Raw genomic sequence first — 13,271 nt, 5'->3', positions numbered from 1 at the left:
GAATGAGCGAACGCGCGCACGCGCGTAGTCTCGTCCCGGGTGTTCGCCGACAGGGTGAAGGCCCCGGTTGCCACCTGCACCCAGGCATGGACCTAGGGTCGGCTCTGGGGCCCACCCACCCTGCACCGGCGATTGCCCTACAGGGCGATCGAGGATCGCAATACATCGGAAGCGAGATTTCACCACCGTGACTGCTCTGACTCTCAGCACCTCTGCGGCGCCCGGCCTGCGGGCCGACGCGATCGTGATCGGTGTCGCCAAGGGCACCAAGGGCCCCGTCGTGGCGCCGGGCGCCGAGGCCGTGGACAAGGCGTACGACGGCAGGCTGGCCGGCGTCCTGGAGACCCTCGGCGCCTCGGGTGCCGAGGGCGAGCTGACGAAGCTGCCCGCTCCGGCCGGCTTCAAGGCACCGATCGTCGTGGCGGTCGGCCTGGGCGCGGAGCCGGACGCCAAGAGCGAGGACGCGGGCGACGAGGGCTATGACGCCGAGGCGCTGCGCAGGGCCGCCGGCGTGGCCGCCCGCGCGCTCGCCGGCTCCAAGAAGGCCGCTTTCGCGCTGCCGGTCGACAGCCCCGGCGCCGTCGGCGCGATCGCCGAGGGCATCCTGCTCGGCGCGTACTCCTTCGACGTCTACAAGGAGAACGGCAAGGACGCCAAGGCCAAGAACGGCAAGGCGCCGCTGGCCGAGGCCGCGCTGCTCGGCGGCAAGCCGCGCGACGCCGCCCACAAGGGGGCCGTCGCCCGCGCCGTCGCGGTCTCCGAGGAGCTGAACCGCGCCCGCGACCTGATCAACACCCCGCCGAACGACCTGACCCCCGCCGCCTTCGCCGGCATCGCGCAGACCGCGGCGAAGGAGCACGGCATCAAGGCGCAGGTGCTCGACGACAAGGCCCTGGCCAAGGGCGGCTACGGCGGCATCCTCGGCGTCGGCAGCGGCTCCTCGGCCGCGCCGCGCCTGGTGAAGCTGTCGTACACCCACCCGAAGGCGGACAAGCACCTGGCCTTCGTCGGCAAGGGCATCACCTACGACTCGGGCGGCATCTCGCTGAAGCCGGCCGGGCACAACGAGACGATGAAGTGCGACATGAGCGGTGCCGCCGCCGTGTTCGCCGCCGTCGTCGCCGCCGCGCGCCTCGGCCTGGAGGTCAACGTCACCGGCTGGCTGGCGCTGGCGGAGAACATGCCGTCCGGCTCCGCGACGCGCCCGGGTGACGTGCTGCGCATGTACAGCGGCAAGACCGTGGAGGTCCTCAACACCGACGCCGAGGGCCGGCTGGTGCTCGCGGACGCGCTGTGGGCGGCCTCGCAGGAGAACCCGGACGCGATCGTGGACGTCGCGACCCTCACCGGCGCGATGATGCTGGCGCTGGGCAGCCGGACGTTCGGTGTCATGGCCAACGACGACGCGTTCCGCTCCGCGGTGCACGAGGCGGCGGAGGAGGTCGGCGAGCCGGCCTGGCCGATGCCGCTGCCCGAGCATCTGCGCAAGGGCATGGAGTCCCAGGTCGCCGACATCGCGAACATGGGTGAGCGGATGGGCGGCGGGCTGGTCGCCGGTCTGTTCCTGCGCGAGTTCGTCGGCGAGGGGATCACCTGGGCGCACCTGGACATCGCCGGACCGGCGTTCAACGAGGGCGGGCCGTTCGGGTACACGCCGAAGGGCGGCACCGGATCCGCTGTCCGGACGCTGGTCCGCCTCGCGGAGCTGACCGCTGCGGGTGACCTGGGCTGACGTTCGCCCACTGACTCGGGGCGCCCGGTTCGAGTGACGGCTGCAGGGGCGTGGGGCTCGTTCGCGCAGTTCCCCACGCCCCTCTGTGTCGGCCGCTTTCCCGTTCGTGCCACGTGAACGTGGGACGTCTCACCTCCAGCCCGGCGCATCGTTCGTCTCGAACAAGTGCAAAGATGGAGCCCGGCAGGACAGGGCCCCCACCGAAGGGCCGAAGCATCAAGCGGCCGGACACCAGCCGCCCGCCGGTCACAGGAGATCGGCGCAAGGCGCACATGCATGGAGGACGTGACGTGGCGAACGACGCCAGCACCGTTTTCGACCTAGTGATCCTCGGCGGTGGTAGCGGTGGTTACGCCGCGGCCCTGCGCGGGGCGCAGCTGGGCCTGGACGTCGCCCTGATCGAGAAGGACAAGGTCGGCGGCACCTGCCTGCACCGGGGTTGCATCCCCACCAAGGCCCTGCTGCACGCGGGCGAGATCGCCGACCAGGCCCGCGAGAGCGAGCAGTTCGGCGTCAAGGCCACCTTCGAGGGCATCGACGTCCCGGCCGTCCACAAGTACAAGGACGACGTGATCTCGGGCCTGTACAAGGGTCTGCAGGGTCTCATCGCGTCCCGGAAGGTGACGTACATCGAGGGTGCGGGGCGTCTGTCCTCCCCCACCTCCGTCGACGTGAACGGCCAGCGCATCCAGGGCCGCCACGTCCTGCTGGCGACCGGCTCCGTGCCGAAGTCGCTGCCGGGCCTGGAGATCGACGGCAACCGGATCATCTCCTCCGACCACGCCCTCGTCCTGGACCGCGTGCCGAAGTCCGCGATCATCCTGGGCGGCGGCGTCATCGGCGTCGAGTTCGCCTCGGCGTGGAAGTCCTTCGGTTCGGACGTCACGATCATCGAGGGCCTGAAGCACCTCGTCCCGGTCGAGGACGAGAACTCTTCGAAGCTTCTTGAGCGCGCGTTCCGCAAGCGCGGCATCAAGTTCAACCTCGGGACCTTCTTCCAGAAGGCCGAGTACACCCAGGACGGCGTGAAGGTCACCCTGGCGGACGGCAAGGAGTTCGAGGCCGAGGTCCTCCTCGTCGCCGTCGGCCGTGGCCCGGTCTCGCAGGGCCTGGGCTACGAGGAGGCCGGGGTCGCCATGGACCGCGGTTACGTCCTCGTCGACGAGTACATGCGCACCAACGTTCCGACCATCTCCGCCGTCGGTGACCTCGTCCCGACGCTCCAGCTCGCGCACGTCGGCTTCGCCGAGGGCATCCTGGTGGCGGAGCGTCTGGCCGGTCTGAAGGTCGTTCCGATCGACTACGACGGTGTCCCGCGGGTGACGTACTGCCACCCGGAGGTCGCCTCCGTCGGTATCTCCGAGGCCAAGGCCAAGGAGATCTACGGCGCGGACAAGGTCGTCGCTCTGAAGTACAACCTGGCGGGCAACGGCAAGAGCAAGATCCTGAAGACCGCGGGCGAGATCAAGCTCGTCCAGGTCAAGGACGGTGCCGTGGTCGGCGTCCACATGGTCGGCGACCGCATGGGTGAGCAGGTCGGCGAGGCCCAGCTGATCTACAACTGGGAGGCGCTGCCGGCCGAGGTCGCCCAGCTCATCCACGCCCACCCGACGCAGAACGAGGCGCTCGGCGAGGCGCACCTTGCCCTGGCCGGCAAGCCGCTGCACTCCCACGACTGAGCCTTCGGTCCACGGGCGCGACGACACAGACTTCCGCAATTCGTTAGGAGCAACCGAAACCATGGCGGTTTCCGTAACCCTTCCGGCGCTCGGTGAGAGCGTCACCGAGGGCACTGTCACCCGCTGGCTGAAGGCCGAGGGCGAGCGCGTCGAGGCCGACGAGCCGCTGCTGGAGGTGTCGACCGACAAGGTCGACACCGAGATCCCCTCGCCCGTCTCCGGTGTGCTGTCCTCCATCAAGGTCGCCGAGGACGAGACGGTCGAGGTCGGCGCCGAGCTGGCCGTGATCGACGACGGCACCGGCGCCCCCGCGGCCGCCCCGGCCCCCGCCGCTGCCGAGGCTCCGGCGCCGGCTCCGGCCCCCGCCGCTCCGGTGGCCGAGGCTCCGGCCCCCGCCCCGGCCCCCGAGGCTCCGGCGGCCCCCGCCGCCCCGGCCGGTGGCGCCACCGGCACGGACGTGGTCCTGCCCGCGCTCGGTGAGTCCGTCACCGAGGGCACCGTCACCCGCTGGCTGAAGTCGGTCGGCGACTCCGTCGAGGCCGACGAGCCGCTGCTCGAGGTCTCCACGGACAAGGTCGACACCGAGATCCCCGCGCCCGCCTCCGGCGTGCTGCTGGAGATCGTGGTGAACGAGGACGAGACCGCCGAGGTCGGCGCCAAGCTCGCCGTCATCGGCGCCCCGGGTGCCGCCCCGGCCGCCGCTCCGGCTCCGGCCGCCCCGGCTCCGGCCCCGGCCGCCGCTGCCCCGGCCGCTCCGGCCCCGGCCCCGGCTGCCCCCGCGGCCCCGGCCGCCCCGGCTCCGGCTCCCGCCGCTGCCGCCCCGGCCCCGGTCGCCACCGCGGCTCCGGCTCCGGCGCCCGCCCCGGCTCCGGCTCCGGCTCCGGTCACCCCGGCCACCGCGCCGACCCACCCGACCGCCACCCAGGCGACCGACGAGGGCGCCTACGTGACCCCGCTGGTGCGCAAGCTCGCCGCCGAGAACGGCGTCGACCTGGCCACCGTCAAGGGCACCGGCGTCGGCGGCCGTATCCGCAAGCAGGACGTCATCGCCGCCGCCGAGGCCGCGAAGGCCGCCGCCGCTGCCCCGGCTCCGGCCGCCGCCGCTCCGGCCGCCGCCGCTCCGGCCGCCGCCGCGAAGAAGGCCCCGGCGCTGGAGGTCTCCCCGCTGCGCGGCCAGACCGTCAAGATGCCTCGCATCCGCAAGGTCATCGGCGACAACATGGTCAAGGCGCTGCACGAGCAGGCCCAGCTGTCGTCGGTCGTCGAGGTCGACGTCACCCGCCTGATGAAGCTGCGCGGCCAGGCGAAGGACTCGTTCGCGGCGCGTGAGGGCGTCAAGCTCTCCCCGATGCCGTTCTTCGTGAAGGCCGCCGCGCAGGCGCTGAAGGCCCACCCGGTCATCAACGCCAAGATCAACGAGGCCGAGGGCACGATCACCTACTTCGACACCGAGAACATCGGTATCGCGGTGGACTCCGAGAAGGGCCTGATGACCCCGGTCATCAAGCACGCCGGCGACCTCAACATCGCGGGCATCGCCAAGGCCACGGCGGAGCTGGCGGGCAAGGTCCGCGCCAGCAAGATCACCCCGGACGAGCTGTCCGGCGCGACCTTCACCATCTCCAACACCGGTTCGCGCGGCGCGCTGTTCGACACGATCATCGTGCCGCCGGGCCAGGTCGCGATCCTCGGCATCGGTGCCACGGTCAAGCGTCCGGCCGTCATCGAGACCGAGGAGGGCACGGTCATCGGCGTCCGCGACATGACCTACCTGACCCTCTCCTACGACCACCGCCTGGTCGACGGCGCCGACGCGGCCCGTTACCTGACGGCGGTCAAGGCGATCCTGGAGGCGGGTGAGTTCGAGGTCGAGCTCGGCCTCTGACGCCCCTTCGGCAGTACGGCGCCCCGTCCGGAGCTTTCCGGGCGGGGTGTTCGTGTTTGTCGGCTCGCGCTGCGTGTAAGCCTCGTCTCACCTGCGCCAAAGCACCCCCACGCGCCCTTCCAACCGGAGCGTCCGGCCTTATTGTCTAAACGTCAGCCCTCCCTAAGGAGCCTCCATGACCGCGCCCGTCGTCCACTCGCTGCGCGAACAGATCCGCGAGCACATCGTGGAGGGAATCGTCAGCGGGCGCTGGCAGCCGGGCGAGCGGATCGTGGAGCGCCGGATCGCCACGGAGCTGGAGGTCAGCCAGACGCCGGTCCGCGAGGCCCTGCGCGAGCTGGAGTCCCTGCGGCTGATCGAGTCCGCGCCGAACAAGGGCGTGCGGGTACGGAACCTGACGGCGGCCGACCTGGAGGAGAGCTACCCCGTCCGGGCCGGCCTGGAGGCCATCGCGGCTGAGCTGGCGGCCGAACGCCTCGCCGAGGACTGCTCGGCCCTGGAGCCGCACGTCCTGGCGCTGTACGAGGCCGACCGCAAGGCCGATGGCACCGCCCAGGTCCGCCACACCGTCGGCTTCCACCGCGCACTCGTGCGCGCCGCGCACAACTCGGTGCTGCTGCACACCTGGGAGGGCCTGGGCATCGAGGTCTTCACGGCGCTGTCGATCCGCTGGCTGGGCACGGTCCAGCAGTCGTACGCGGAGGAGCACGAGGAGCTGGTGGCCGCCTTCAAGCGCCGGGACCCCCGCATCGCGGAGATCGTGAAGGCGCACGTTCTGGGCTGCGCGCCGCGCGCTTGATTCAGCCGAGCGGCCCCATGCTCAAACGCCGCTCCACCTGCGAAAACAAGGCGAAATCGCGTCACCGGGTGCCATCGCCGAAGGCACCCCGTGCCGACTTTCTCGGAATCGAGACTTTTTCCCCCTCAACCCTTTGATCGATCATCGATCAGGGAGTTACAGTCGCCGACGGACTTCCACCGAAGTCCCCGCCCTGTCCTGCCAAAGACCTAGGGCACCCCCGAACCCTTACCGATGAGGGAACCCCCTTCGACTGAGGAAGGCGGCGACATGACCGACCCCAACGCCATCCAGCCGAGCGCGCTCGACCAGCTCCCCGACCGCGATCCGGAGGAGACCGCCGAGTGGCAGGCCTCCCTCGACGCCGTCGCCAAGGAGGCCGGGCCGCACCGCGCCGCGTACCTGATGCGCCGCACGCTGGAGCGCGCCGAGGCGGGCGGCATCGCGCTGCCGAAGCTCCTCGAGACGGACTACGTCAACACCATCCCCACCTCCGCCGAGCCGGCCCTGCCCGGCGACCCGGAGATGGAGGCCCGGATCACCGCCTGGAACCGCTGGAACGCGGCCGCCATGGTGACCCGGGGCAGCAAGCACGGCGTCGGCGGCCACATCGCCACCTTCGCCTCCGCCGCGTGGCTCTACGAAACTGGCTTCAATCACTTCTTCAAGGGCAAGGAGTCCAAAGACGCTGTCGGCTCCGGCGACCAGCTGTACATCCAGGGCCACGCCTCCCCCGGCATCTACGCCCGCGCCTTCCTCGACGGCCGCCTGAACGAGGCGCACCTGGACAACTTCCGCCAGGAGGCCGGCGGCAACGGCCTGCCGTCGTACCCGCACCCGCGCCGCCTGCCCTGGCTGTGGGAGTTCCCGACGGTGTCGATGGGCCTCGGCCCGCTCTCCGCGATCTACCAGGCGCGCTTCAACCGCTACCTCACCAACCGCGGCATCAAGGACGTCTCGTCCTCGCACGTGTGGGCGTTCCTCGGCGACGGCGAGATGGACGAGCCGGAGTCGACGGCGGCCCTCGCGCTCGCCGCCCGTGAGGAGCTGGACAACCTCACCTTCGTCATCAACTGCAACCTGCAGCGCCTCGACGGCCCGGTCCGCGCCAACTTCAAGATCGTGCAGGAGCTGGAGGCCCAGTTCCGCGGCGCCGGCTGGAACGTCATCAAGACGCTGTGGGGCACGGCCTGGGACGAGCTGTTCCAGCTCGACACCACCGGCGCGCTCGTACGCCGGCTGCGTGAGGTACCGGACGCGCAGATCCAGACGTACCAGACCCGCGACGCCGCGTACATCCGCGCCGACTTCTTCGGCAAGGACCCGGCGCTCGCCGAGATGGCGAAGCTGCTGAGCGACGACAAGATCCTGGAGTGCTTCCACCTCTCGCGCGGCGGTCACGAGGCCCGCAAGGTCTACGCCGCGTACCAGGCCGCCGTCGAGCACAAGGGCGCGCCGACCGTGATCCTGGCCCAGACGGTCAAGGGCCACACCCTCGGCGAGGGCTTCGCGTCGAAGAACGCCAACCACCAGATGAAGAAGCTGACGGTGGACGAGTTCAAGGCGATGCGCGACCGCCTCGACCTGCCGATCAAGGACAGCGACTTCGTCGACGGCGTGGTCCCCTACGGCCACCCGGGCGCCGACTCCCCCGAGGTCCGCTACCTCCAGGAGCGCCGCGCGGCCCTCGGCGGCCCGGCCCCGGCCCGCCGTACGCACGCCCTGGCCCCGCTGCCGGCCCCGGCCGAGAAGGCGTTCGCCGCCTTCGACAAGGGCTCCGGCTCGCAGAACGTGGCCACCACGATGGCCTTCGTCCGCCTGGTCAAGGACCTGGTCCGCGACAAGGAGACGGGCAGGCGCTGGGTGCCGATCGTCCCCGACGAGGCGCGCACCTTCGGCATGGAGAGCCTGTTCCCGTCGCTGGGCATCTACTCCCCCAAGGGCCAGACGTACGAGCCGGTCGACCGCGACCAGCTGATGTACTACAAGGAGGCCAAGAACGGCCAGATCCTCAACGAGGGGATCACCGAGGCCGGTTCGATGGCCGACTTCATCGCCGCGTCCACCGCGTACGCGACGCACGGCGAGGCGATGATCCCGTTCTACATCTTCTACTCGATGTTCGGCTGGCAGCGCACCGCCGACCAGATGTGGCAGCTCGGCGACCAGCTCGGCCGCGGCTTCCTCGTCGGCGCGACCGCGGGCCGTACGACCCTCACCGGTGAGGGCCTGCAGCACGCCGACGGCCACTCGCCGGTCATCGCCGCGACCAACCCGGCCGCGCTGTCGTACGACCCCGCGTTCGCCTACGAGATCGCGGTGATCGTCCGTGAGGGTCTGCGCCGGATGTACGGCGAGGCCAAGCCGGGCGAGGACCAGAACGTCTTCTACTACCTGACGGTCTACAACGAGCCGCTGCCGCAGCCCGCCAAGCCGGCCGGCCTCGGCATCGACGAGGGCATCGTCAAGGGCCTGTACCGCTTCAACACAGCGGAGTCGGCGGGGCTGTCCCCGGCCGCCAACGCCCCGCGCATCCAGCTGCTGGGCTCCGGTACGGCGATCCACTGGACCCTGGAGGCCCAGAAGCTGCTCGCCGAGGAGTGGGGCGTGGCCGCCGACGTGTGGTCCGCGACCTCCTGGTCGGAGCTGCGCCGCGACGCGATGGAGGCGGACGCCGCCCTCCTGCGCGGCGAGGAGCGGGTGCCGTACGTCCGCCAGGCGCTGCAGGGCGCCGAGGGCCCGGTGCTGGCCGTCTCCGACTACATGCGCCAGGTGCCGGACCAGATCGCGCAGTGGGTCGAGCAGGACTGGTCCTCGCTGGGCGCCGACGGCTTCGGTCTGTCGGACACCCGTGAGGCCGCCCGCCGCCACTTCGGCGTCGACGCCCAGTCGATCGTCGTCGCGGCCCTGGCCCAGCTCGCCAAGCGCGGCGAGGTGAAGGCCACGGCAGTCAAGGAGGCCCGGGAGAAGTACGGGCTGTAAGACGGCCCCACAACGGGAGACGGCCGGTCCGGCATCGCCGGGCCGGCCGTCGCTTTTTCATCCCTTGGTGGCCGGTTCCCGGCCGGTCGAGGGGGCGTCGAAGCGGGACAGCGCATCCTGCAGTTCGGATAACTGGCGCAGTATGCCCGCGCGTTGCTCGACCAGGCCGCCGACCGGGGTGAATCTGCTGTCGGCGATGATCGTGGCCACCGTGCTGCGCAGGCCGCTCACCGCCTCGTTCGAAAGGATCCGGTCGGCCTTCTCCTGCGCCTCGGTCACCATCTGCTCGGCCCGGCGCTCGGCGCGACGCCGGTGCCGGTGAGTCCGCTGACGAGCACGGTGTCGCCGAGGAACTTGGCGATGCCGAAGTCCACCACCTTCAGGTCGCCCTCGGCGTCGAACATCACGTTCTCCGGCTTGATGTCCCGGTGCACGATGCCCTGCCGGTGCGCGGCGTCCAGCGCGGCGGCGACCTGCCGTGCCCAGGCCACGGCGCGCCGCCAGGACGGACGTTCCTGCACGACCTCGTCGTACAGGGTCCGCCCGGTCAGGCGCTCCATCACCATGTAGAGCACGCGTTCGTCGTCCAGGACGGCCTCGCCGCAGTCGTGGGCGATGACCGTGTACCGGCCGGGCAGCTGTGCCGCCGACCTGATCTCGCGGCGGAACCGGAGAAAGGTCTCGTGCTCGCCGATCCGCGGCAGCGCGGTGACGAGCTTGACCGCAACCTCCCGGTGCATCCGGGTGTCGCGGGCCGCCCACACCTGCCCCATTCCGCCCCGGCCCAGCCGTTCGACCAGTTCGTACCGGCCGTCGAGGATCTCCCCCCGCATGCCCCCCTTCCCCGCTCCCCATGTGCCCCCAGCGTAGGAGATCACCGCCGGGCCGGCGGGCTTCGTGGCAGGCTGGCGCCATGCGTGCGGCCCGGCTCATCAAGATGGTGCTCCTGCTGCAGTCCCGGCCGTCCATGACCGCAGCCGAACTCGCCCGGGAGCTGGAGGTGTCGGAGCGGACGGTCACCCGGGACGCGCAGGCGCTGTCCGAGGCGGGTGTGCCGGTGTACGCGGACCGGGGCCGGGCCGGCGGCTACCGGCTGGTCGGCGGATACCGGACGCGGCTGACGGGGCTGGCCAGGAGCGAGGCGGAGGCACTGTTCCTGAGCGGAGTGCCGGGGGCGCTGCGGGAGATGGGGCTGGAGGACGCCGCCTCCGCGGCCCGGCTGAAGGTGTCCGCGGCGCTGCTGCCCTCGCTGCGGGACGCCCCGGACAGCGCCGCCCAGCGGTTCCATCTGGACGCGCCGGCCTGGTTCCGGGAGCCGGAGACGCCCGGGCTGCTGCCGGCGGTCGCGGAGGCGGTGTGGGACGACCGCCGGGTCACCGCCCGCTACCGGCGCGGCGAGCGTGAGGTGGAGCGGGTGCTGGAGCCGTACGGGCTCGTGCTGAAGGCGGGTGTCTGGTACCTGTGCGCACGGGTGGCCGGCGACGGCACCTCCCGGACCGGCGACGGCCCCTTCCGGACCTACCGGATCGACCGGTTCAGCGAGGTGGCGCCCCTGGACGAACGGTTCGCCCGTGATCCGGACTTCGATCTGCCCGGTCACTGGGCCGAGCAGGCCGAGCGGTTCGCGCGCTCGATCCTGCGCGCCGAGGTCGTCGTACGGCTGTCTCCGGAGGGCGCGCGCATGCTGCGGTACGCCGTCGATCCCGTGTCGGCGCGCGAGGCGCTGAGCGGCGCCGTCGAGCCGGACGGAGTCGGCTGGGTGACGGTGACGCTGCCGGTGGAGTCCGAGGAGGTGGCGCACGCGCAGCTGACGGCGCTCGGCGCGGAGGCGGAGGTGCTCGCGCCGAAGAGCCTGCGCGAGCGGTTCGCCGGGGACGCGGCACGGCTGGCCGCGCTGTACGGCGGTGCGCGCCCCGAGGGCCGTGCGGACGCCGGATAACGATCCCGCCGTACTCCGGCGTACTCCGCGTGCGTCGCACGGGTGGAGGCCCGATGCTGGTGCCGTGATGGACGAGACGGAGTTCTGGGAGCTGATCGACGCCGCCCGCGAGACCGCCGAGGGCGACCCCGAGGAACAGGCCGACGTGCTCGTGGACCGGCTGCTCCAGCTGGACCCCGATCTGATCCTGGACTTCGCCCGTCACTTCGAGGCCCGCTACAACCGCGCCTACCGCTGGGACCTGTGGGGCGCGGCCTGGCTGCTGCTGGACGGGGCCAGCGACGACGCCTTCGACTTCTTCCGCTGCTGGCTGATCGGCCAGGGCCGGGAGGTCTACGAGGGCGCCCTGCACGATCCCGACGCGCTGGCCGAGCTGCTGGACGAGTTCGACGAGGAGATCGACGGCGACGGCGAGGAGCTGGGCTACGCGGCGGACGAGGCCTACGAGCAGCTGACCGGCACTGTCGCGCCCGATCTGGGCATTGCCCCCGCGCCCGCCGAACCGGAGGGCTCGCCGGTGGACTTCGAGAACGAGCGGGCGCTCGCCGCACGGTTCCCCCGGCTGTGGGACCGCTTCCGGGAGTAGCCCGCCCCGGCTCGGCCGACCGCGCGCCTGCGGAGGCTGTCGGCCGGCAGATGCGCCTGCGGCTGGTCGGCGCGCACCGCGTGGTGCAGCGGCGCGGCGTTGGCCTGGTCGAGGGCGGACGCGGTGGCCGCGGCCGGGCCGAGGACGACGGTCGCGACCGCGCAGAGCACCACCCAGGGGCCGCGCGCGGTCCGCGTCCAGCGCGCCCGCTCCGTGCTCTCGGCCGTGCTTGCGGCCGTGACCTTTTCACCCGTACGACTGTTCTTCATGATCCCCACCTCCAGTCGGCTTGTGACGTCCACGACCGTAGGGCGCATGGCTCGGAGCGGGCTGCGTGGTACCTAGGGGGTTCCTATGGGCCATACCGGAGTGGTCCGGCCCTGCCGGCGCGCGGCCTGCTCCCTGATCTCGGGGAGCCGGGCGGTGAGCGCGGCGCCGGGGCAGCTGGTCATGAACCCGGCGTTGTGGCCGGCCAGGACCGGCAGGGTGACCTTGGTGCCGGCCTGGTAGCGGCTGAGGCTGTTGCTGGAGACCAGCCGGACGCTGGCCCGCGGGTCGATGCCGGCCAGGCCGAGCTTCCAGGCGGCCAGTGCCGCGATCGCGTCGGTCATGGCCCGGGGCACGGGCACGCCCGCGGTGAAGGTGCCGATGGCGGCGATGCCGGCGGTGCGGTGGTTGAAGCCCTGGGTGTGGGCGCCGGTGACGGCCCGGTCTACGCCTCCGGCGCGGCCTTCGTAGATGGTGCCGCAGCGGTCGACGAGGAAGTTGTAGCCGATGTCGTCCCAGTTCCGGACGCCGGTCTGGCCGGCGTACAGGCGGCGGATGATCTCCGGCGCGTCGGCGCAGTCGTAGTCGCTCGGCGAGTCGGTGTGGTGCAGGAAGACGGCGACCACCTTGTCGTCGTAGCGCGGCGGCGGCTGGGTGCGCGCGGCGGCGCCCAGCCAGACGGAGCGGGGCACGATGTGCGGCCGGGGGGCGCGGTGGGTGACCGGGGTGCGGGCCGGGACGGGCCGGTCGAAGCGCGCCACGGCGGAGCCCTCGACACCGGTGGGGCACAGGGCCAGCACGAGAACGGCCACCAGCCCGGGCAGAGAGCCGAGCAGCACCGGCAGGACACCGGGTATCCGCCGCGCGACCCGGCGCCGGACCCCCGGTGAGGGCGGGATCCGTGACGGCCCCGGCCTGTCCGACGGCGTTTCCGGCGCCGCCGACGGTTGCGGTGTGTCCGACAGCGTGGCCGATATGACCGACGGCCCCGACGTGACCGACACCGTCTCCGGCGTGACCGGCGCCCCGGGTGTATCGGACAGCGCCTCCGGTACGACCGACGGTCCCGGCTTGTCCGACGGCGTTTCCGGCGCCGCCGACGGTTCCGGTGTGTCCGACAGCGTGGCCGGAATGACCGACGGCCCCGACGTGACCGACACCGTCTCCGGCGTGACCGACGATTCCGGTGTGTCCGACAGCGTGGCCGGAATGACCGACGGCCCCGACGTGACCGACACCGTCTCCGGCGTGACCGACGCCCCAGGGGGATCGGACAGCGCCTCCGGTACGACCGACGGTCCCGGCTTGTCCGACGGCGTTTCCGGCGCCGCCGACGGTTGCGGTGTGTCCGACAGCGTGGCCGATATGACCGACGGCCCCGACGTGACCGACACCGTCTCCG

Annotated in this window: 10 protein-coding genes and 2 pseudogenes; 8 read left to right on the top strand and 4 right to left on the bottom strand. The window is 71.9% G+C overall.

Going from position 1 to position 13,271, the window contains the following annotated elements; all coding sequences use genetic code 11:
• Window positions 1-187: 187 nt before the first annotated feature.
• From ACWCQS_RS09830 to aceE, 5 genes are all read left to right on the top strand, one after another.
• Window positions 188-1,732, top strand: a complete 1,545-nt coding sequence (locus ACWCQS_RS09830) for a leucyl aminopeptidase (protein ID WP_451003959.1) — start codon at window positions 188-190, stop codon at window positions 1,730-1,732.
• Between the two features lie 290 nt (window positions 1,733-2,022).
• Complete coding sequence (gene lpdA, locus ACWCQS_RS09825) at window positions 2,023-3,411, top strand: dihydrolipoyl dehydrogenase (RefSeq protein WP_388621601.1); 1,389 nt, start codon at window positions 2,023-2,025, stop codon at window positions 3,409-3,411.
• Between the two features lie 61 nt (window positions 3,412-3,472).
• Window positions 3,473-5,296 (top strand): 2-oxoglutarate dehydrogenase, E2 component, dihydrolipoamide succinyltransferase, encoded by a 1,824-nt coding sequence (gene sucB, locus ACWCQS_RS09820; protein ID WP_451003958.1) that lies wholly within the window; start codon window positions 3,473-3,475, stop codon window positions 5,294-5,296.
• Between the two features lie 175 nt (window positions 5,297-5,471).
• Window positions 5,472-6,095, top strand: a complete 624-nt coding sequence (locus tag ACWCQS_RS09815) for a GntR family transcriptional regulator (protein ID WP_388621605.1) — start codon at window positions 5,472-5,474, stop codon at window positions 6,093-6,095.
• Between the two features lie 270 nt (window positions 6,096-6,365).
• Window positions 6,366-9,077: a pyruvate dehydrogenase (acetyl-transferring), homodimeric type gene (gene aceE / locus ACWCQS_RS09810; protein WP_451003957.1), complete on the top strand. Its 2,712-nt coding sequence runs from the start codon at window positions 6,366-6,368 to the stop codon at window positions 9,075-9,077.
• 57 nt (window positions 9,078-9,134) lie between these two features.
• Here the strand turns inward: aceE and ACWCQS_RS09805 are convergent, their stop codons facing one another.
• Window positions 9,135-9,359, bottom strand: coding sequence for a hypothetical protein (locus tag ACWCQS_RS09805; RefSeq protein ID WP_451003956.1), 225 nt, complete (start codon window positions 9,357-9,359; stop codon window positions 9,135-9,137).
• The gene (locus tag ACWCQS_RS09800; RefSeq protein ID WP_451003955.1) at window positions 9,353-9,910 is read right to left on the bottom strand and encodes a serine/threonine-protein kinase; all 558 of its coding nucleotides are present in this window, start codon (window positions 9,908-9,910) and stop codon (window positions 9,353-9,355) included. The genes ACWCQS_RS09805 and ACWCQS_RS09800 overlap by 7 nt, the downstream gene beginning before the upstream one ends.
• Window positions 9,911-9,990: 80 nt before the next feature.
• Between ACWCQS_RS09800 and ACWCQS_RS09795 the strand changes: the two genes are divergently transcribed.
• Together ACWCQS_RS09795 and ACWCQS_RS09790 are read left to right on the top strand one after the other, a co-directional pair.
• The gene (locus ACWCQS_RS09795) at window positions 9,991-11,016 is read left to right on the top strand and encodes a helix-turn-helix transcriptional regulator (protein WP_451003954.1); all 1,026 of its coding nucleotides are present in this window, start codon (window positions 9,991-9,993) and stop codon (window positions 11,014-11,016) included.
• A 67-nt stretch (window positions 11,017-11,083) separates the two neighbouring features.
• Window positions 11,084-11,602 carry a DUF4240 domain-containing protein gene (locus ACWCQS_RS09790; RefSeq protein ID WP_451004300.1) on the top strand — a complete coding sequence of 173 codons (519 nt, stop codon included), beginning with the start codon at window positions 11,084-11,086 and terminating at the stop codon, window positions 11,600-11,602.
• Window positions 11,603-11,622: 20 nt separating this feature from the next.
• Here ACWCQS_RS09790 and ACWCQS_RS09785 read toward each other — a convergent pair.
• Together ACWCQS_RS09785 and ACWCQS_RS09780 are read right to left on the bottom strand one after the other, a co-directional pair.
• Window positions 11,623-11,871 (bottom strand): annotated as a pseudogene (locus ACWCQS_RS09785) (hypothetical protein); the annotation flags it as partial.
• Window positions 11,872-11,943: 72 nt separating this feature from the next.
• Window positions 11,944-12,768: a peptidoglycan recognition protein family protein gene (locus tag ACWCQS_RS09780; RefSeq protein ID WP_451004299.1), complete on the bottom strand. Its 825-nt coding sequence runs from the start codon at window positions 12,766-12,768 to the stop codon at window positions 11,944-11,946.
• Window positions 12,769-12,823: 55 nt separating this feature from the next.
• Between ACWCQS_RS09780 and ACWCQS_RS09775 the strand changes: the two are divergent.
• Window positions 12,824-13,271: pseudogene (locus ACWCQS_RS09775) on the top strand (hypothetical protein); the annotation flags it as partial.

Source organism: Streptomyces sp. NPDC002076 (assembly GCF_053593835.1).
The sequence above is the reverse complement of the archived record's forward strand: the minus strand, read 5'-3'. Positions and strand labels throughout refer to the sequence as shown.

Coding starts and splice junctions, on each gene's coding strand:
- aceE (WP_451003957.1), top strand. CDS start 6,366: ATGACCGACCCCAACGCCATCCAGCCGAGCGCGCTCGACCAGCTCCCC.
- ACWCQS_RS09805 (WP_451003956.1), bottom strand. CDS start 9,359: ATGGTGACCGAGGCGCAGGAGAAGGCCGACCGGATCCTTTCGAACGAG.
- ACWCQS_RS09815 (WP_388621605.1), top strand. CDS start 5,472: ATGACCGCGCCCGTCGTCCACTCGCTGCGCGAACAGATCCGCGAGCAC.
- ACWCQS_RS09800 (WP_451003955.1), bottom strand. CDS start 9,910: ATGCGGGGGGAGATCCTCGACGGCCGGTACGAACTGGTCGAACGGCTG.
- ACWCQS_RS09795 (WP_451003954.1), top strand. CDS start 9,991: ATGCGTGCGGCCCGGCTCATCAAGATGGTGCTCCTGCTGCAGTCCCGG.
- ACWCQS_RS09790 (WP_451004300.1), top strand. CDS start 11,084: ATGGACGAGACGGAGTTCTGGGAGCTGATCGACGCCGCCCGCGAGACC.
- sucB (WP_451003958.1), top strand. CDS start 3,473: ATGGCGGTTTCCGTAACCCTTCCGGCGCTCGGTGAGAGCGTCACCGAG.